We start from the raw sequence: 19885 nt of genomic DNA, 5'->3' as shown, positions 1-19885 counted from the left end.
GAGTTGCATACCCTAGATAAAGGTACGCAGAGAGGATGTAAACATGGATACAACGCCCGTCGATATGAGCCATTTATTTGAACAGTTAGGATTAGCCAATCAAGCTCAAGCCATTACACAATTTATTGCGACACACAAACTTTCACCACAAACACATTTAACTGACGCCCCATTTTGGACTCAGGCACAAAAGAGTTTTCTTATTGAAGCGTTAGCGGCTGACGCGCAATGGACCGAGCTTATTGAGCAACTTGACGCACAATTAAGAAGGCCCTAATAATTTAGGGCCTTCTTTAATATAGTGAATAGTGAAGTTGTTAAATCTTGCTGTAGGCGGTATCACCCCAACCCACTAACACATTATTACTTAAGACGATTGGCGTGCATTCATCCTTAGTGGTTTTACCGTCACTGTGGGCATGCTGGGTGCGATAAAAGAGTACCAACACTTCTTTATCGGCTTGGCCGCCATTCTGCTGCAGATAAGATTCGCTAAAATCCGAGGCGCCCATTAAGGTCATCACTTGGTCTTTGCTCATACCAAGGCTGAGCTTAGTCAGATTATTGCGGTTTTTATCCTGTGTTATTTCCCAAGATTCGCTGCTATCCCACTTAGATTCACTGTCGCCGACATTGACCACACAACCACTAAGACCTAAGCTTGCTAACCCTAAAAATGTGACCGCGATGAGTTTGCGATTAATATTTGCGTTCATATTATGACTTCCTGAGTACTTGTTATAAAAATGCTCAAAAAGCAAAATCAATGCCAAAAAGCAATGTGTTGATTTATAAGAACTAAAATAATCAAGCTCCAGTGAGTTAGTGAAAAATACGATATAGATTAAGGAATTTCACTTATTATGAGTCCCATTGACCAAGTGTTAGCAGCAGCGTGCGCCCTCGAAGCCAGCGGTAAAACCCCAAGCCTTGCCCTGATAAAAAGCCGCGTCGGTAACAAAATCCCCATGCCGCTGCTAATCCAAGGGTTACAGCAGTTTAAATCGATACCTAAAGCCGAGCGTGAGCGTTTAGCGGCCCAAACTCAGCCCGTGGTTGAAGAAACAGACACCGCCGAAGCTTCGCCACTCACAGTCGCCACACTGGCGCAACAGTTAGCCCAGTTGCAACAGGGTATTGAGCAAGCTTTCGCGTTAAAAAACAACGAGATCATGCAACTCAAAAATGAACTTATCGAGCTGAAACAACGTGTCAGTCAACTCGAATCCCAAGGAAAATCCGCTTAATGTTTGTCACCGAATTGCGCTTTGAATGCTTTGCCGATACCACCATCAGTGCGGCAGAACGTGCCATCAATCAATTACTGGAAGCTTACCGCGCTAATGGCCAAATCCTTGGCCGCGAATTTGCCGTGGCCTTTAATGAGGGCGAATTTCGAGTACGCTTACTCATGCCTGAAAAAAACAGTTTGAATCATCGTTATCACAGCCCTTGGGTGAAAAAAGCGCTGGCGGAATTAACCGAGGCTAAGCTACTGGCGCCACGCGAAAAATTCATCGGTCAGGATATTAATTCTGAGGTGAGTAATACTGAGCCACCCAGCTGGCAGCTGCTCTACACTAGCTATGTGCATATGTGCTCGCCCCTGCGAAGTGGCGATAACTTGCTGCCCATTCCGCTGTACCAAATCCCCGCCACCTTTAATGGTGACCATAAACGGGTGATCCGCTGGCAAACCGAGTGGCAAGCCTGTGATGAGTTACAAATGGCGGCAGCCACTAAGGCAGAATTTGCCGCGCTGGAAGAATTATCCAGCCCAAACAGTGATTTATTTAGAAGAGGTTGGGACTTACGCGGCCGAATCGAATACCTGACCAAAATCCCCACCTACTATTATTTATATCGCGTCGGGGGACAGGATCTGCAATCCGAGTTAGCTCGCCCCTGCCCACGCTGTGGCAGTCACGACTGGAAACTCGACGAGCCGCTATTAGATATGTTCCACTTTCGCTGCGAACCTTGCCGCATAGTGTCTAACTTGTCTTGGGATCATCAATAACTGACCCATTGATGAATGGCAAACTCGGCAGGCTAAATAGCCGAGCCGAGTTTACGAAACAGGTTTGCAAGAGGCTTTTCAAGAGACCTTTGCAACATTTACCCCGCGCTTAACGCTTACCTATCAGGTTGTGCCACATACGTTTAAAGCTGGCAAAAATCCCCGGATGTTCGAGCGCCGGCATAGGTAATTCTTCATGTTTGACGGGCGGCGCGATACGTGGCGATAACGCCTCAATAAATTCAGCTAAACTCGGCGCCAATTGGGCAGAAGGAAGCTCGCCGGGAATTTCAACCCAGACACTGCCATCGGCATTATCAACGGTTAGCATCTTATCGCCCTCATCGAGCAAACCTATAAACCAAGTTGCTGGCTGCTTGAGCTTTTGCTTCATCATTAAGTGGCCGATAATATTTTGCTGCAGAGCATCAAAATCCGCCTCGTTCCATACCTGCAGCAATTCGCCCGTGCCCCAGGGTGAATCAAACAGCACGGGCGCCGCAAAATACTCACCATAAAAGTGATTGATATCCGGCCATAATGTTAGCTCAAGCGCATGTTCAACATTAGCAAAACTACCTAGCTGTTCACGCTTAACGGGCAGCCAAGACACTGCCTCGTCGGATGATTCATCAAACTCACCTTGAATACACAAAGATTGCTCACCCCGCGGGTAATATCGCGGTAATTCGCCTAAAGTTGATAGGTAAGACTGATGATAGTTTTGCAAAAATTTATCGAGAGCAGGCAGACAAGACACTTAAGCACAATCCAATTTCGGGTATAATGTGCGCCTATTTTGACATGGAAACAGTATTGATGACACACAATCACGATCCCTATAGTGATGCAAAAGAGCTTGCCGGCCTAACCTTAGGTAAAGCCACGGATTACCAAGCCGAGTATGATGCGTCGCTGCTGCAAGGGGTTCCTCGCTCACTTAACCGTAACGCTATCAACCTCTCGGCGGAAAGTTTGCCTTTCCACGGAGCCGATATCTGGACGGCCTATGAGTTGTCATGGCTAAACGCCAAGGGCAAGCCTATGGTGGCTATTGCCGACATTCAGCTAAGCCATGAAAGCCAAAATCTGATCGAGTCAAAATCCTTCAAGCTGTATTTAAACAGTTTTAACCAAACCAAGTTCGACAATATCGAAACCGTGCAAAAAACCTTGGTACGGGATCTCAGTGAATGTGCCCAAGGCCAAGTCACAGTGAAGATCATCGAGCCTAAGAGTTTTGGTATTCAGCGCGTCGTCGAGTTGCCAGGCACTTGCATTGACGATCTGGATATCGAAGTCAGCGACTATGACTTTAATCCCGATTATCTTGAAAACAGCACAGATGACAAACAGATTGTTGCCGAAACACTAAACTCTAATCTGTTGAAATCAAACTGCTTAATCACCTCTCAGCCGGACTGGGGCAGTGTGATGATCCGTTATCAAGGGCCTAAAATCGATCGCGAAAAGTTACTGCGTTATTTGATTTCGTTCCGCCAACATAACGAGTTCCACGAACAGTGTGTCGAGCGGATTTTTGTCGATTTAAAACACTACTGCCACTGCGCTAAGTTAACCGTTTACGCCCGTTATACCCGTCGTGGCGGTTTAGACATCAACCCTTACCGCAGTGACTTTGAACACCCTGGCGAGAGTCATCGCTTAGCAAGACAGTAAGCTGATTATATTTTTTAAAACAAATTCTAAGCTCTAAATCAGTTGTAATCATGACTAAACTGATCTAGAGCTTTTTTGTTGTTGCTCGTCGAACTCGCATCAAGTAACAAGCGACGCAACCATTGATGGCTTGGGTTTTGTGTATATTTGCTGCTCCACACCATATACAAATCAATAGGTCTCGTTTTCAATGGCATAGGTAAAATCTGCAAACCGAAGATTCCAGCGTATTGACTAGCGTATCGCAAAGGCGCAATACCTATCGCCTCACTTTTACCTACGGTTGCAAACATACTTAATAGGGATGACTGCTCGCTGTACATCTTGCGCCTAGGCAACACGCCTTCTGTAAACAAGTCCCCCGCAGTCAAATTAAAACGCCGCAAATTTAAAAATACGTGTTTCTCCTCAAAATACTGTTGATTGGTAATGGCACCTTGAATACGAGGATGCTGCTGACTAACAATGCATACCAATGTCTCGGTAAAAAGTAATTTACTCGAGAGCAAACTTTGCTGCGCGGGTTTAATGTCAATCGCCACTGCAACCCGCTCAAGTAAAATATCACGGTATAAATCCACCTCTTGAGGGGGGGATTCACGGAAAATCACTTCAATATCCATATTCTGCAATAGGGACTGAACCCCAGCTTGCAAAGCCTCAATAACTGATTCATTAGCATAAACATAAAAGTGCCGCTGACTTGAGTGAGGTTCAAAATGTTCAAATCCCAACAAAACACTGTCAATGTCGGTCATGGGTTGTTCAAGCTTGCGGTAAATCTCACGTGCAACCGCTGTCGGTTCGATCCCGCGCCCAACACGAGTAAACAATGACTCTCCTACCCATGCCCTCAATCGACTAATGGCATTACTTACCGACGATTGGGTAAGGTCCAACTCCTGTGCAGCCAGCGTAAATGAGCGGGTGCGATAAACCACCATAAACACTCGCAGTAAGTTCAAATCTAATGGCTTTTGTGTCGGCATAGGATGATGACTCATTCACAAGATGAATATTACAACCCAAGCTAACTCGAGTTATCTAAATACACAAGCTGGCTATACTCAAATCATTAACAACTTGGTTACCCTCCTAAGTAGGAAATATTATGCAAAAATCTCTAATCACAATGAGTATTATCGCAAGCTTTGCCTTTAACGCCGCAGCAGCTGAACATGAGCACGAGCATATCAGCCTTCACTATCAGGGAAAGGCTGCAACTGAACACACTATCAAGGCGAATAAAGCTGCAGCGGATAAACTGAATTACGCAGATAAAAAAGCCTTTGAAGAGTTTTCGAAGAATCTTATCGCCGAACTCGATGAACCTACGGCAGCGATTTTACGGGCAGACTTTAGTTTTATTAGCGATAAAACCCCCGATACAGTCAACCCTTCCCTTTATCGCCAAGCTCAATTGAATATGGTCTCAAACGGCCTATACAAGGTTACTGAAGGTATTTATCAAGTTCGAGGTACCGACTTAGCCAACTTAACCCTTATTCGCGGTAAAACGGGCTGGATCCTTTATGACGTACTACTCACCAAAGAATCGGCAAAGTTGTCCCTAGAATTTGCGCTTAAACACTTACCAGAGGGCAATGATTTACCCGTGGTCGCGATGATTTACTCCCATAGTCATGCGGATCATTTCGGTGGTTCGCGCGCCATTAAAGACATGTACCCGAATGTCAAAGTCTATGGTTCCCATAACATCACCAAAGAAATTGTTGACGAAAACGTCCTCGCAGGTAATGCCATGAGCCGCCGCGCCGCCTATCAATACGGCGCCACATTAGAGCGCAATGAACAAGGAATTGTCGATGCTGCACTCGCAAAAGGGCTATCCAAAGGCGAAGTCACCTATGTAAAACCCGATATCACCCTTAACAGCAAAGATAAATGGGAAACGCTAACTATTGATGGTATCGAAATGGTGTTTATGGATGCCTCGGGCACAGAAGCTGCGTCGGAAATGGCCACCTATATTCCCTCAATGAAGGCCCTATGGACGGGTGAACTCACCTACCACGGCATGCACAACATTTACACGTTACGTGGTGCAAAAGTCCGGGATGCCATCAAATGGTCTAAGGATATCAATGCATTGCTAACACGCTTTGGTGATGATGCGCAGGTATTGTTTGAAGCTCACTCTGCGCCTGTCTTTGGTAATGCAGATGTCAACGCCTACTTAAGAATGCAAAGGGATAACTATGGCCTAGTCCATAATCAAACCCTACGTTTAGCCAATAACGGCGTCGGCATCCAAGATATTGGTGATGCAATTCAAACCACCATCCCCAAGGCAGTACGTGATACTTGGTATACCAATGGTTATCACGGTACCTATAGCCACAATGCGAAAGCCGTATACAACATGTACCTCGGCTATTTCGATATGAATCCAGCCAACTTAAACCCACTACCCACAAAGGATGAATCAGCCAAATTTGTTGAGTATATGGGCGGCGCTAAAGCCGTGCTGAAACACGCTAAAGCCGATTATGCCCAAGGAGAATACCGCTTTGTAGCAACGGCACTCAATAAAGTCGTAATGGCAGAACCGAATAACAAAGAAGCCAGACAGTTACTTGCCGATACCTATGAACAACTGGGTTATCAAGCCGAAGGCGCAGGATGGCGCAATATTTACCTCACTGGCGCCCAAGAGTTAAGGGTAGGTATTCAACCCGGCGCTCCCAAATCAGCCTCGGCAGATATTTTAGGCGAAATGGATATCTCAACTCTTTTTGACTTTCTCGCAGTGAGAGTGGATAGCATCAAAGCCGCTGAGCTTGGGCTGTTAAGACTTAATGTGATTAACCCAGACACTAAAGACATTCTCTATGTAGAGCTAAGTAACGGTAACTTAAGTAATATTAAAGTTGATAAGCCACTCGCGGCGGATAGCGATCTCTATATTGATAAGCGTGACATTACAGGTATTTTACTGGGTAAAACGACCCTTAAAGACTTACTGGCCAATGGTCGCGCTAAATTAGAAGGCGATAAAACCGCTTTTGGTAAAATCATGTCAAGCTTAGTACAGTTCGATCCAAACTTTGAAATCGTCCCGCTACCAAGTGCAAAGTAAATAACTCAACGCCCTGAATTTTCAGGGCGTTTTTATAGGATAAGGCGTTAATCTAAAGCCCAAATTAGTTTGCCGATATTGTCGCTGGAGGAGTCGCTTTACACTCTAGCAGTAACTGCTGGAAATGCGCGCCTAAATCCTGCTGAGCAAATTGTTCACTGGCGAGAGCCATTTGCTTAAGGCTTTGTATGGCTTGCTCGACGCCCTGCTGTTCGATCAAACTTTTAGCATAGGCCGCCGCATCCGCGCCCTTTTGCAACAGGCTTGCGACTTGATCGAAACTCACCTCTTGTTCCATCACCTTCTGTAAATCGCCGAGCAATTCCGCCACCTTGGCCGACTCCACTAAGGCGCCTTCGACGCTCACTAATTTACCGAGGGGATCTTGGCTGAGTTTTTCGGCCACACAGGCCGACACAGTGCCCGCAGCCGCACTTTGGGCGACCACATCGAGTCCGCGGCTGCGGATTTGCTCAACCACTTGTTGTAGTTGGGGATCTTGAGCAAGCCATGCCTGCTCTAATTGCTGTTTTTCATCGCCACCAAAGTAGCCACAGCCACCGAGCAGTAGCAAAGTGGTGGTCGATAAAAGGCATTTGAATTTCATGATTAACAACCTTGTCAGTGAGTTCTCTGGCGTGACTATAGCGAGCTAGGTTTAATCCAAAATGAAATATGAGGGAGGAATAACAAAATCAGTGAAAGGGCAAGAAACTGAATTTAAAGCACTAATTCAAAACACTAATTCCAAATACTAATTATAAGTACCCATTTAAAACACTCGTTGAAAGTGCTTTGAAAGGTTTGCGTAAAGCAGTGATTCAAGAACAAAGGCGACCTAAGCCTTAGTGCGAAGGCCACACTAGATAGCCGAGCACGCCGCCAGTAATGCAGTGATACTGGTCAGTTGCATCGAAATAGTCACCTTCGACAAGCTGTCATCCTGCACTAAGCTATCACCAAACACTAAACTGAGTCCAAAACGATATTCCTCATCAAGTCGGCCAAAGTAACTCTGCCAATGTTGGGCATGGGAGCTTGTGGCATCCTGTGCAGTTTCAGGTTCAATCAGCAACTTAATATTGGAATAAAGTGGAATACGCGACGGGAGTTGAAGATACGAACTGAGCATAGCTTGGCTCGGTGAAGCAAAGTTCCCTTGCTGCTTAAGTTCGACACTGTTACGGGGTTCGGCAGCTTGCTGCACGCCATCATCAACCGCCAGCAAACTGTTTGGTGCTAAGTCAAAGGCAAAGGATTTCAGCGACTGTGCTAAGCCCAAACCCGTTGCCTTGATGTAGGATTCCTTAAGTGCCCAAAGGTCAAAAAAGCGCTGCCGCTGTGCATCTTCACCTTCAAGGGCTAATAAGCTTTCGGCTTCAATCGGGGAAAAATAATGATTCAGGATCGGGTAAATATGAGTGCTGGCGCGGGAACGCTCTATATCCACCCCCAAGCCTAAACGGGGCAGCGCTGTGTTAGCGGTTTCTCCCTTGTTATCATCTTGCGCCAAGGCAATCAACAACCAGTCGCCACTGTGGCTTAAGTTAAACTCAATGCCAGTGCTCAGAAACTGCTTATGACAGAGGCTAGGCTTGCCCTTTTTCCCATACTCAAAACACCAATCTTGGGGCGCAATCTGTCGTTGGGGCGAGCAAGATGAGGCCCCACCGCGAGATTGTAGTCCTTGAGATAAGACGCAGCGCAGCGCCGCTCGCACCAATAAACCGTTCATCTGTGCCTTGGGCGCCCGGTAACGCGCCACTTTTGCGCGCTCGTCCTCACTCAAGAGCGCCATACACACATTCGTGCTGGTCACATCCATTTCGGTTAATGGAATAAAAAAAAGCTCAATATTCATTCATTTATCCCAACAATCCTTGAGTTTAGCGGCTGTACTATTCTACTTAGTTCTACTCGCCTGACGAGCAGTATCTTATTTTTGTTTCTAATTCTATGAATTTAAATGACTCTTTAAGCTTAAGTCCCGTGCTGAACAGGAATTTATTGCCCTTGAACAGAATCATTTGAACATTAAAAAATCATTTCAAGTCCCATATGATTGTATCGAGCCGAAACCTCAGGTAATCTGCATCACCATTGTGCGTAACAAAACACATAGCTCACGGGTTTTAAGCCTAGATTAAGCATGAGTCCACACTCCGCTTTTGCAGGCAAGTTTAAGCAGTCCCGATAGATTATGTAGGATGAAAATAATAAAGATGGGACAGCACTAACAAGATGAGTTCTCGAAAAGTGGGTACTCAAGCCGCGGATAATGCTCAGGCTGATAAGCCAAGCCCTGAGCACAAATCCGCCTCCAAAATGGCTAGGCACCGCAATGCCACCACCACGCCGGAGATGCGACACTTTATTCAGCAATCTGAATTAAGTGTGAGTCAGCTTGCCAAAATTTTAAATATTACCGAAGCGACCGTGCGTAAATGGCGCAAGCGCGAGTCTGTGAACGACAGCCCGAACACCCCGCATCACCTCAATACCACCCTCACGCCGATGGAAGAATACGTCGTGGTGGGACTGAGATATCAGCTCAAACTGCCGCTCGATAGACTACTTAAAGCAACGCAAACCTTTATCAATCCCAATGTGTCCCGCTCGGGGTTGGCCCGCTGCCTTAAGCGTTATGGGGTTTCGCGCCTCGATGAGTTTGATCAAGAGCTTGTGCCTAAACAGTATTTTAATCAATTGCCTATCAGCCAAGGCAGCGATGTTCAGACCTACACGGTCAACTCCGAAACCTTGGCCAAGGCGCTTGCCCTGCCAAGTACCGATGGAGACACCGTAGTACAAGTGGTGTCACTCACTCTGCCGCCGCAATTGACCGAGGCCGAACCTAAATCGGTACTCCTTGGCATAGATAGCAAGGCAGATTGGATTTATATCGATATTTATCAAGACAGTAACACCCAAGCGGCCAATCGCTACATCGCCTATGTGCTGAAGGATGGGCCGTTTCATCTGCGTAAATTGCTGGTACGCAACTACCACACTTTTTTAGCCCGCTTTCCTGGCGTACAAACCCCAAAAGCCATCGCTAAATCCCTTAATAAGGCAACGGCCAAACGCTTTGCCAGTGGAGACTCGTTATGAGCCATACCCCTTCACAGCCTCAATTATCAACCAATGAAAAAGCCGATAAGAGACTGAATAAACGCTTAAAAGATATGCCAATTGCCATCGTTGGCATGGCGAGTATCTTTGCTAACTCCCGCTACTTAAATAAGTTTTGGGATTTAATTTGCGACAAGATTGATGCCATTACCGACGTACCCGAATCCCACTGGTCGATTGATGACTATTATGATGCGGACAAGTCCAAGGCCGATAAGAGCTACTGCAAACGCGGCGGGTTTATGCCAGAGGTTGACTTCAATCCGATGGAGTTTGGTCTGCCACCCAATATTTTGGAACTCACCGATAGTTCACAATTACTCTCATTGGTCGTCGCCAAGGAAGTCCTACAGGATGTCAATCTGCCAGACGACTACGACCGTGACCGCATCGGCATCACCCTAGGGATTGGCGGCGGTCAAAAACTAAGCCATAGCCTCAATGCGCGCCTGCAATATCCGGTGCTGAAAAAAGTATTTAAAAGCAGTGGCCTGAGCGATGAAGATAGCGAGCTGCTGATCAAAAAATTCCAAGATCAATATGTCCACTGGGAAGAAAACTCTTTCCCCGGCTCCCTCGGTAACGTGATTGCCGGACGCATCGCCAACCGTTTCGATTTAGGCGGAATGAACTGCGTCGTCGATGCCGCCTGCGCTGGTTCGCTTGCCGCCATGCGTATGGCGCTGACCGAACTGACCGAAGGTCGCAGCGACATGATGATCACCGGCGGTGTCTGTACCGACAACTCGCCGTACATGTATATGAGTTTTTCAAAGACACCCGCCTTTACCACCAACGAGCAAATCCAACCCTTCGATATCGACTCTAAGGGCATGATGATTGGCGAAGGCATCGGCATGGTCGCCTTAAAACGCCTCGACGATGCCGAGCGCGATGGCGACCGTATCTATGCGGTAATCAAAGGCGTTGGCGCCTCATCGGACGGTAAATTTAAGAGCATTTATGCACCGCGTCCCGAAGGCCAAGCCAAGGCATTAGAGCGCGCCTATGATGACGCAGGCTTTGCGCCGCACACCGTTGGCTTGATTGAGGCCCACGGCACAGGCACAGCCGCAGGCGATGTGGCCGAATTCAATGGCTTAACCTCAGTATTCTCTAAGGATAATGGGCAGTTACAGCATATCGCTTTAGGTTCAGTTAAATCTCAGGTCGGTCATACTAAGTCCACCGCGGGCACGGCGGGTGTGATTAAGGCAGCATTGGCACTGCACCATAAAGTCTTGCCACCAACGATTAACGTCAGTCAGCCTAATCCTAAATTAAACATTGCCCGCTCGCCCTTTTATCTCAATACCGAGGCACGCCCTTGGATCCAACGCAGTGACGATACGCCGCGCCGCGCAGGGATCAGCTCCTTCGGTTTTGGGGGCACTAACTTCCATTTAGTGCTCGAAGAATACCGCCCAGAATACGCGCGCGATGACGCCTATCGCCAACGCAGCGTGGCACAAAGCTGGCTGTTTACCGCCGCCGACAAAACCGCGCTGCTGGGCGAGTTAAAAACCGCGCTGCAGCAAGCAACCGCCGCCAAGGCTGAGCTTTCTCAGGCGCATTTTGTTGCCTTTGCAAAATCCTACGCCCTGCGTGAACTCCCCCCGCAATCAGCCCGTCTTGGTTTTATCGCCAAGGATTATGCCCAGTTACAGACTCTGTTAACCCAAGCAATAGCGCAGCTAGAATCCAATAGCGCCGAGAGCTGGCAGTTACCCTCAGGGATAAGTTTCCGCGCCCAGGCACTGGTCAAGGATAACACCAAGGTCGCGGCCTTATTTGCAGGCCAAGGCTCGCAGTACCTGAATATGGGACTGGAAATTGCCAACAACTTCCCCGAGCTTCGCCGCCATATCCACGCCAGCGATAAAGTGTTTAGTACCCATGGTAAGCCTGTGCTTTCAAGTGTGTTGTACCCGATTCCCGCCTTTGATGATGAGTCGATAAAAGCGCAGGAAACGGCATTAACCAATACCCTCTACGCCCAAAGCGCCATTGGGGCGCTCTCTATGGCGCAATACGCACTGTTTACTCAGGCGGGTTTCACCCCAGATATGCTCGCAGGCCATAGTTTTGGTGAACTCTCGGCTCTGTGCGCCGCAGGGGTTATCTCAATGGATGACTACATCAAGCTTGCCTTTGAACGTGGACTGGCAATGGCGCAGTCACCACAAGATGCCAGCTCAAGTCGTGATGCTGGCGTCATGTATGCCGTTATTCTTAAGCAAAAACAGGATATTGAGGCTATCAACGATTGCTTGGCGCAGTTTGACGGCGTCAAGATTGCCAACTACAACTCCCCCACTCAGCTGGTGATTGCAGGCACTACCACAGCGACACAACAGGCCGCTAAGGCCATTGGTGATTTAGGCTTTAAGGCGATTGCCCTGCCCGTTTCCGGCGCCTTCCACACGCCATTGGTTGCCCATGCGCAAAAGCCCTTTAGCGAAGCCATTGATAAGGCTCAGTTCAACACGCCAAAGATTGCCCTGTATGCCAATGGCACAGGAGAGCTGCATTCCACCGATGCCAACGCCATCAAAGCGGCCTTTAAAGATCATATGTTGCAATCGGTGCACTTTAGCAAGCAGCTAGAAGCCATGTATGCCGCTGGTGCACGGGTGTTTGTCGAGTTCGGTCCGAAAAACATTCTGCAAAAGTTGACAGAAAATACCCTCGCCGAGCAGTTAAATGAGCTTTGCCTTATCAGCATTAACCCAAATCCTAAAGCCGACTCCGACAGCCAACTGCGCAGCGCTGCGGTGCAACTGGCGGTTGCTGGGGTGAAACTGGGTGAAATAGACCCTTATCAAGCCGAATTGATTGCGCCAGCAACGCCTTCGGCGATGAATATCAAGCTCAATGCAACCAACTACATCAGTCCTAGTACCCGCCGCAAAATGGTCGATTCGCTGCAATCGGGCAAAATTGCCAGCCAAGTGCAGTATGTGGATCGCCTCGTTGAGAAAGTGGTTGAAAAAGTCGTTGAAAAACCCGTGATTGTCGAAAAAATTCTAGAAAAGGTTGTCGAAGTGGAAAAGCCAGTGGCACAAAATAGCAATACTATTCAACAGCAAACGCCTGCACAGCCAACCAACTTTACCGCTGGACAGGCGACTCAAGATGCCCTGAGCGCCTTTTTTGCCGCCCAAACCCAGGCCGCGCAATTACATCAACAATTTTTAGCGATCCCGCAGCAATACGGCGATACCGTCAGTGCCCTGATGGCGGAGCAAGCCAAAATGGCAAGCCTTGGCATCGCCATTCCAGAGAGCCTGCAACGCTCGATGGAGCTGTTCCACCAGCATCAGGCACAAACCCTAAAGAGCCATGCTGAATTTATGCAATTGCAGACCAGCAGCAGCCAAGCGGCATTAGCTCTACTCGGCCAAATGCCAGCGCCTCAGGTTCAAGCCCCCATTCAAGTCGCTGCACCAGTGGCGGTAGCTGTGGCAACGCCTGTCGCTCCAGCACAGTCGCCCGTGATTCAAGCGTTAGTCGCAGAGCCAAAAGCGACTATTCCGCCTGTGAATGAGCCCCAAATTCAGCAACCTCAAGTCGCACAGCCGCAAGTGCAAACTGTGACAACAGTAACTAGCGCGCTTTCCGAGAAGTCAGTCGTGCAACAAATCGAGACCGCCATGCTTGCAGTGGTTGCCGATAAAACTGGTTATCCCGTTGAGATGCTTGAGCTAAGCATGGATATGGAAGCCGACCTTGGTATCGATTCTATTAAACGCGTGGAAATTTTAGGCACGGTACAAGACGAGTTACCCAACCTGCCAGAATTGAGTCCAGAAGATCTCGCCGAGTGCCGCACCCTAGGGGAAATTGTGGCGCTATTTAGCCAAGCAATTCCTGTAGTATCAACAGCCGTAACAGCTGCGGCCACAGTTAGCCCTGCAATACAAAGTGTAGTCGCTGCTAGTGCGGCGGTTTCTAATGATGAAATTGAACGTACTATGATGGCGGTGGTGGCCGATAAGACCGGCTATCCCGTTGAAATGCTGGAACTCAGCATGGATATGGAGGCCGACCTTGGGATCGATTCTATTAAGCGCGTGGAAATTCTAGGCACAGTACAAGACCAACTGCCAAACTTGCCAGAACTCAGCCCAGAAGATCTCGCCGAGTGTCGCACCCTAGGGGAAATTGTGGCGCTCTTTAGCCAAGCAATTCCTCTAGTATCAACAGCCGTAACAGCTGCCGCCACTGTTAGCCATGCGACACAAAGTGCAGTTGCTGCAAGTGCGGCGGTTTCAAATGATGAGATTGAACGCACTATGATGGCGGTCGTAGCCGACAAGACTGGCTATCCCGTTGAAATGCTGGAACTTAGCATGGATATGGAAGCCGACCTTGGGATCGATTCCATTAAGCGCGTGGAAATTCTAGGCACAGTACAAGACCAACTGCCAAACTTGCCAGAACTCAGCCCAGAAGATCTAGCCGAGTGCCGCACCCTAGGGGAAATTGTGGCGCTCTTTAGCCAAGCGACTCCTGTAGTATCAACAGCCGTAACAGCTGCGGCCACAGTGAGCCATGCAATACAAAGTGCAGTAGCCACAAGCTCGGCGGTAGCTGTAAGCACAGCCGTATCCGATGGCGAGATTGAACGCACTATGATGGCTGTAGTAGCCGATAAGACTGGCTATCCCGTTGAAATGCTTGAGCTAAGCATGGATATGGAAGCCGACCTTGGTATCGACTCCATTAAGCGTGTGGAAATTTTAGGCACAGTACAAGACCAACTACCGAACCTGCCAGAATTGGGCCCTGAAGATTTAGCCGAGTGTCGCACCTTGGGTGAAATTGTCGCCCTCTATGCTGGTTCGCAATCATCAAGTGAGGCGCAACAGCAAAACCATGCTGCGCCAATTCAAGAGGCAATTGCAGAAACCGTCGAGGACACCATCGACCTGCCGCCCCATAGTGAGGTGATGCTAAAAAAGTTGCCAGCGGCGGCTGAGTTAGCGCGCATCATAGCAACTAGCGATGTTCAACTGACGGCAAACTGTTACGTCGTTATTGGCGACGATGGCCACAACGCGGGGGTGATTGCCGAAAAGCTTCACGCCCAAGGGGTTAAGGTTGCGGTTGTACGCTCACCCAAAACGGTTGTGACCAGCGCATCGCCACTCGATAGCCATATTGCCAGCTTCACGCTGGAGGCGATTGATGATGAAAGCATTTGTGAGGTCATCAATCAGATTGAAGCGCTTGGCCAAATCGCTGGCTTTATCCATCTGCAGCCACAGCATAAGTCCGTTGCCGATAAAGGTGCAGGCTTAGTGCTGGCAGACGAAGCCAAAGCCTCGGTCGAGCAAGCCTTCTTGTTCGCCAAGTACTTACAACCGCTGTTAACTGAGCGCGACCACTGCCGCTTTGTCACCGTCAGCCGTATCGACGGCGGCTTTGGCTATATCGGCATGGACGAGTCGGCAGGCGCTGTTATTAGCCAGAGTGAACTCAACCAAGCGGCGCTCTCTGGACTCACTAAAACCTTAAATCACGAGTGGCCGGGAGTGGTCTGCCGCGCACTGGATATCGCGCCAAACTTGGACGCTAAAACGGTTGCCAATGCGGTGGTGCAGGAATTCTACCTTCAAGATGCGCCAGTCGAAGTTGCTATTGATAGCGAACTTGAGCGCACCACCTTAGTCGCGGGCACCGCAGCACTTCGTCATCCACCCGCCGCCCTTAGCAAGGCGGACAAAATCCTCGTCACAGGCGGCGCTAAGGGTGTTACCTTCGAGTGCGCCTTAAGTTTAGCGAAACGCTGCAAGGCACATTTTATCCTCGTGGGTCGTAGCGCCCATCAGGGGATACCCGCTTGGGCTCTGGGTAAAAATCGCAACGAACTCAAAGCCGCTGCCATCGAACATCTGCAAAGCCTGGGTAATAAACCCACACCAAAACAAGTGGATGCCTTAGTTTGGCCAGTACAAAGCAGCCTTGAAATCAGCCATGCCTTGCAAGCCTTTGAAGCTTTTGGCGCCAGCGCCGAATACTTAAGCCTGGATGTTAACGATCCTGCCGCCATTGCCAGCATTATTGCACCTATCAGCGCCCTATCGCCCATCACGGGGATTATCCACGGCGCGGGTGTACTTGCCGATAAACATATTCAAGACAAAACCTTAAGCGAACTTGAGCGGGTTTATGGCACTAAGGTGACCGGACTTAACAATCTGCTATCGGCACTGGATCTTAGCCAGTTAACGCTCATCGCCCTGTTCTCTTCGGCGGCGGGTTTTTACGGCAATGCCGGCCAGAGCGACTACGCCATGTCTAATGACATTCTCAATAAGGCTGCGCTGCAACTTGCGCAGCAATTGCCACAAGCCAAGGTGATGAGCTTCGATTGGGGTCCTTGGGATGGCGGCATGGTCAATCCAGCACTGAAGAAAATGTTTATCGACCGTGGAGTTTATGTCATTCCACTCAAAGCGGGTGCCGAGTTATTTGCCAGCCAATTATTGAGTGATACAGGGGCGCAGCTGTTGATCGGAACCGATATGCAGGGCAATACCGCTAATACTGTTGAAGCTGCATCAGCAAAAAAGCCTGAAGCGGATCTAACCACGGCGTTAGATCCGCAGCCTATGGCCCAAACGTTGTCGCAGAGTATTCGCATCATGCGCAGCCTCGACCCTAAACGCATGAGTTTTATTGAGGATCATTGCATTAATGGTCATGCGGTGTTGCCAACGGTGTGCGCCATCGATTGGATGCGTGAGGCTGCCAAGGCCCATTTAGGTAAGGCGGTGAGTGTCAGCGATTATCGACTGCTCAAGGGGATTATCTTCGATGAGGCGCTGCTTGCACGCAATGCGCCTATTGAGCTCGAATTGATGCTGACGCCGCTTGCCGACGCTACACAGCAATCGACTGAGGCGTTAGCCGCGCTGATCAGCTTTGAAGGTCGCCCGCAGTATCAGGCGGTGTTAGTGGCACAGACGGATGATATGCCAGACGCACAGGGTTTGGAGGTTGGCGAGTTGCATTCTCTAATGCAGGAGATAACGCAGCAACCCGCTATCGCGAACCGAGAATCGCTTTACAGCGATGGCACACTGTTCCATGGCCCAAGACTGCAAGGCATAAGCGAAGTACTCGCCTTTGATGACCAACAGCTTATCGCTAAGGTAGCACTGCCAGCGGTGGACTTAGATGACTGTGGCGAGTTTGCGCCAAATCTTGAGGATAAAGGCACACAACCCTTTGCCGAAGATCTGTTATTGCAGGCCATGCTCGTGTGGGCACGCCTTAAATATCAAGCGGCAAGCTTACCCAGTGCCATTGGCGAGTTTGTGTCCTATTCGCCCTTAGGTTTTGGCGAGAAGGCGGTATTGGTGCTGGATGTGCTCAAGCATTCGTCCCGTTCACTTGAAGCCAATATTGCCCTCTACCACCAGGATGGCCGTCTAAGCTGCGAGATGAAGCGAGCAAAAGTCACGATCAGCAAGACGCTTAACCAAGCGTTTTTGGCCAATAAACCTCAGCAACAAACGATAGTGCAGGCAGCAGTCCAAAGCACGGCCGAGGTAAGTGTTAAGTGACACTCTACCCAAGCGCAAATGCCGCATTAAGCAATGCGGCACTAAACACTCCACATCCCAATACCAAGCCACTGCGAATAGCAGTATGGCTTGGTGATGAGTGGATACAGAGTGCGCTTAACAATGCACAAACCAATGTCAGCAAGCTGCAGCAGTTGATGGCTTGTCGAATTCAGCTCAATGTGGAAGATAAGCCACTAATTAATGAGCCATCTGATGAGCCAACACTGGTCGCCTTGATCACAGAGCAACTCGCCCATATTGCGCAAAAACAACTCGTTGAAATTCGCTTTGAATATCAGCAGCAAGTCCGTAGCCTGTATCTGCTCGATGGGCTGATGGCAGCGCAGTTACATCTGCATGCCGAGGCTTATATTTCAGCATTAGCGCAAATCCAAGCTGAAACAGCTGAAGAAACAAATACAGTCGAGCGCTGTTTAAACAGCGCTTTAACCTTGGCGAAACGCGATTGTACTCAGGCGGTTAATTGCTACGCGCAGGCAAACAATCTTGCCAGCCAGTTGAATGTATTAGCTCAAGCGGTTGAGGCATTAAGTCATCGCAGCCTCAAAGGTATTGCCCCAATGCTTGATGCGACTGATGCAGCACAACTGGCTGAACAGCACGCTAAACCGCACGCTGAAAAGCCCGTAAAAACCGCGGAGCTAGGCTATTGGTTTACAAAGCCCCATCAGGCAAGGGTGTTAAGCCTAAATCTCTTTGGTAAAGCCCCTCAAGCGAGCACCGCCCAAAGCCTTATCTTGACCCAAGGCACTCGGCTTATCCCTCAGCCGTTGCTCAATGCCAACAGACTGTTTATTCCCATCAGCGGCAATACACTTGAGTCTTTAACGGTACAGTTATCACAACTGATTGATTCATTAGATTTATCGGCAAACTTTCCCGATACAGATTGGCTTTGCAGCCAAGGCCGTGATTGGTTTAAGCGCTATCAAGCAAAGGATGAATTGGCTTTAGTACTGATGGCGGACTCCCTTGAGGAGTTAATGCAAGAAGCTAAGGCGATGCGCGCTTATATTGAAAAGACGCAACAGACTCCTGCGCCAACTCCAGCCCAAACGCCAGCGACCAATCTAGTCTTTAAGACCCCGGCGGGCAGTTATTTTGCGGCCTCGCCCCTTGGTGATAAAGGCTTAACCTTTGTCTATCCTGGCGTCGGTACGGTTTACCCGAATATGTTCAGCGACTTACATGGCTATTTCCCTGAGCTTTATCGCGAGCTTGAACGCGAAGGGGATTTACCCGCCATGCTGCAGGCCGAGGCGATTTACCAAAGCGCTGCATACGCCAAAAGTGCTGTTGATGTAAAAGACGCGGCAGACATGAGCTTAAGCCAGCTTGCGATTAGCGGTGTTGGCGCCAGTTACCTTTTTAGTCGGCTGTTGACTCGAGTCTTTAATATCCAACCGCAACTCGCTCTGGGCTATTCCATGGGTGAAGCGGCCATGTGGGCAAGTTTAGATATCTGGCAAACGCCACATGCCCTGATTCACGCCACCCAAAACAGTGCCATCTTCAATCAGGAGATTTCAGGCCCACTGCTTGCGGTGCGCCGCGATTGGCAATTGAATGAAGATGCACCGCTAGTGTGGAACAGCTTTTTAGTGCGCGCCTCTCGCGCCGAAATTAATGCCCTGCTGACTGATTTTCCACGGGTTTATCTGGCGATTGAACAGGGTGATACCTGTATTCTCGCGGGCTGCGAAGCAAGCTGCTTACAACTCCTTAAAAGGCTGAATAAGCGTGGCATTGCCAGCAATAAAGTCACCGCCATGCATACTCAGCCCTCGCAGTCACAGCACAGTGCTATCCAAGGGTTTTATACCTTGGGCATAAAGGCGAATGCCTGCGAGACTCAGGTGCGTTTCATTAGCGCAGCGCAGCAAAGTACAGTCAGCATCGACAGCCAAAGCATTGCCAAGAGTATTGCCGACACCTTTTGCGCGCCGCTTAATTTTACCGCGCTGATTAACACCGCCTATAACCAAGGTGCGCGCTTATTTGTTGAGGTGGGCGCCGATAGGCAAACCAGCACACTTATCGATAAAATCGGCCGCCAACTAGAGTTGGGCGCCGATGGCGTTCAAACACAGGAACAACCGATATTAGCCATGGCATGCAATGCCAAGGGCAGCGATACGATCACCAGTTTACTCAAATGCTTAGCCCAACTTATCAGCCATAGAGTGCCACTCTCCCTTGCGCCGCTTATGCCTCAATTGGCAGCTCAGTCAGCCACTCCCGTTGCGGATAAGATTGCAGATAAGACTACAGCGAAAACGCTAGCGCCACATTCTGTCAGCACCAGCGCATTAGGCCATTATTCAAACGTATTCCAAGAAGGAGAACCCCTTTGAG

General features: G+C 49.0%; 13 protein-coding genes. 8 read left to right on the top strand and 5 right to left on the bottom strand.

The genetic code is table 11. The annotated features are described in order from the left end of the window. Positions 1-43 precede the first annotated feature (43 nt). The gene (locus tag SHD_RS12060; protein WP_023267371.1) at positions 44-277 is read left to right on the top strand and encodes a DUF2789 domain-containing protein; all 234 of its coding nucleotides are present in this window, start codon (positions 44-46) and stop codon (positions 275-277) included. A gap of 40 nt (positions 278-317) precedes the next feature. Here the strand turns inward: SHD_RS12060 and SHD_RS12055 are convergent, their stop codons facing one another. After that, on the bottom strand, positions 318-716 hold the full coding sequence (locus SHD_RS12055; protein ID WP_039978274.1) for a DUF3192 domain-containing protein: 399 nt from the start codon (positions 714-716) through the stop codon (positions 318-320). A gap of 147 nt (positions 717-863) precedes the next feature. On the opposite strand from SHD_RS12055, the gene SHD_RS12050 reads away from it, so the two are divergent. Both SHD_RS12050 and SHD_RS12045 read left to right on the top strand, forming a co-directional pair. Continuing rightward, positions 864-1247: a hypothetical protein gene (locus SHD_RS12050; protein WP_023267369.1), complete on the top strand. Its 384-nt coding sequence runs from the start codon at positions 864-866 to the stop codon at positions 1245-1247. Beyond that, positions 1247-2020, top strand: coding sequence for a Zn-ribbon-containing protein (locus SHD_RS12045; protein WP_023267368.1), 774 nt, complete (start codon positions 1247-1249; stop codon positions 2018-2020). Before SHD_RS12050 ends, SHD_RS12045 begins: the two co-directional genes overlap by 1 nt. 109 nt (positions 2021-2129) lie before the next feature. Here SHD_RS12045 and syd read toward each other — a convergent pair whose 3' ends face one another. Continuing rightward, positions 2130-2780, bottom strand: coding sequence for a SecY-interacting protein (syd, locus tag SHD_RS12040; protein ID WP_039978272.1), 651 nt, complete (start codon positions 2778-2780; stop codon positions 2130-2132). Between the two features lie 59 nt (positions 2781-2839). Between syd and queF the strand changes: the two genes are divergently transcribed. Next, positions 2840-3700: an NADPH-dependent 7-cyano-7-deazaguanine reductase QueF gene (gene queF / locus SHD_RS12035; protein ID WP_039978270.1), complete on the top strand. Its 861-nt coding sequence runs from the start codon at positions 2840-2842 to the stop codon at positions 3698-3700. Positions 3701-3738: 38 nt separating this feature from the next. Here queF and SHD_RS12030 read toward each other — a convergent pair whose 3' ends face one another. Continuing rightward, complete coding sequence (locus SHD_RS12030; RefSeq protein WP_039978269.1) at positions 3739-4689, bottom strand: LysR family transcriptional regulator; 951 nt, start codon at positions 4687-4689, stop codon at positions 3739-3741. Positions 4690-4811: 122 nt separating this feature from the next. Here SHD_RS12030 and SHD_RS12025 point away from each other — a divergent pair, with 122 nt between their 5' ends. Further along, complete coding sequence (locus tag SHD_RS12025; protein WP_023267364.1) at positions 4812-6800, top strand: alkyl/aryl-sulfatase; 1989 nt, start codon at positions 4812-4814, stop codon at positions 6798-6800. 64 nt (positions 6801-6864) lie between these two features. Here SHD_RS12025 and SHD_RS12020 read toward each other — a convergent pair whose 3' ends face one another. Beyond that, positions 6865-7407, bottom strand: a complete 543-nt coding sequence (locus SHD_RS12020) for a hypothetical protein (protein WP_023267363.1) — start codon at positions 7405-7407, stop codon at positions 6865-6867. A gap of 255 nt (positions 7408-7662) precedes the next feature. Continuing rightward, entirely contained in the window at positions 7663-8661 is a 999-nt protein-coding gene (locus tag SHD_RS12015) for a 4'-phosphopantetheinyl transferase family protein (RefSeq protein ID WP_023267362.1), read from the bottom strand. A gap of 380 nt (positions 8662-9041) precedes the next feature. Between SHD_RS12015 and SHD_RS12010 the strand changes: the two genes are divergently transcribed. The 3 genes from SHD_RS12010 to SHD_RS12000 all read left to right on the top strand — a co-directional run bounded on the left by SHD_RS12010 (position 9042) and on the right by SHD_RS12000 (position 19884). After that, positions 9042-9911 (top strand): helix-turn-helix domain-containing protein, encoded by an 870-nt coding sequence (locus SHD_RS12010; RefSeq protein WP_023267361.1) that lies wholly within the window; start codon positions 9042-9044, stop codon positions 9909-9911. Beyond that, positions 9908-17506 carry a type I polyketide synthase gene (locus SHD_RS12005; RefSeq protein WP_023267360.1) on the top strand — a complete coding sequence of 2533 codons (7599 nt, stop codon included), beginning with the start codon at positions 9908-9910 and terminating at the stop codon, positions 17504-17506. Before SHD_RS12010 ends, SHD_RS12005 begins: the two co-directional genes overlap by 4 nt. 104 nt (positions 17507-17610) lie before the next feature. Continuing rightward, complete coding sequence (locus SHD_RS12000; protein ID WP_039978350.1) at positions 17611-19884, top strand: PfaB family protein; 2274 nt, start codon at positions 17611-17613, stop codon at positions 19882-19884. Position 19885 lies beyond the last annotated feature (1 nt).

This window comes from Shewanella decolorationis S12 (genome assembly GCF_000485795.1).
In the GTDB taxonomy this organism is placed as follows: Bacteria; Pseudomonadota; Gammaproteobacteria; order Enterobacterales; family Shewanellaceae; genus Shewanella; species Shewanella decolorationis.
This window is presented reverse-complemented; position numbering and strand designations above follow the sequence as displayed.

What these genes read in the sequence shown, in the direction of transcription:
- SHD_RS12010 (WP_023267361.1), top strand. Translation starts at nt 9,042, where the DNA reads ATGAGTTCTCGAAAAGTGGGTACTCAAGCCGCGGATAATGCTCAGGCT.
- SHD_RS12055 (WP_039978274.1), bottom strand. Translation starts at nt 716, where the DNA reads ATGAACGCAAATATTAATCGCAAACTCATCGCGGTCACATTTTTAGGG.
- SHD_RS12025 (WP_023267364.1), top strand. Translation starts at nt 4,812, where the DNA reads ATGCAAAAATCTCTAATCACAATGAGTATTATCGCAAGCTTTGCCTTT.
- SHD_RS12045 (WP_023267368.1), top strand. Translation starts at nt 1,247, where the DNA reads ATGTTTGTCACCGAATTGCGCTTTGAATGCTTTGCCGATACCACCATC.
- SHD_RS12030 (WP_039978269.1), bottom strand. Translation starts at nt 4,689, where the DNA reads ATGCCGACACAAAAGCCATTAGATTTGAACTTACTGCGAGTGTTTATG.
- SHD_RS12050 (WP_023267369.1), top strand. Translation starts at nt 864, where the DNA reads ATGAGTCCCATTGACCAAGTGTTAGCAGCAGCGTGCGCCCTCGAAGCC.
- SHD_RS12005 (WP_023267360.1), top strand. Translation starts at nt 9,908, where the DNA reads ATGAGCCATACCCCTTCACAGCCTCAATTATCAACCAATGAAAAAGCC.
- SHD_RS12015 (WP_023267362.1), bottom strand. Translation starts at nt 8,661, where the DNA reads ATGAATATTGAGCTTTTTTTTATTCCATTAACCGAAATGGATGTGACC.
- SHD_RS12060 (WP_023267371.1), top strand. Translation starts at nt 44, where the DNA reads ATGGATACAACGCCCGTCGATATGAGCCATTTATTTGAACAGTTAGGA.
- queF (WP_039978270.1), top strand. Translation starts at nt 2,840, where the DNA reads ATGACACACAATCACGATCCCTATAGTGATGCAAAAGAGCTTGCCGGC.
- SHD_RS12020 (WP_023267363.1), bottom strand. Translation starts at nt 7,407, where the DNA reads ATGAAATTCAAATGCCTTTTATCGACCACCACTTTGCTACTGCTCGGT.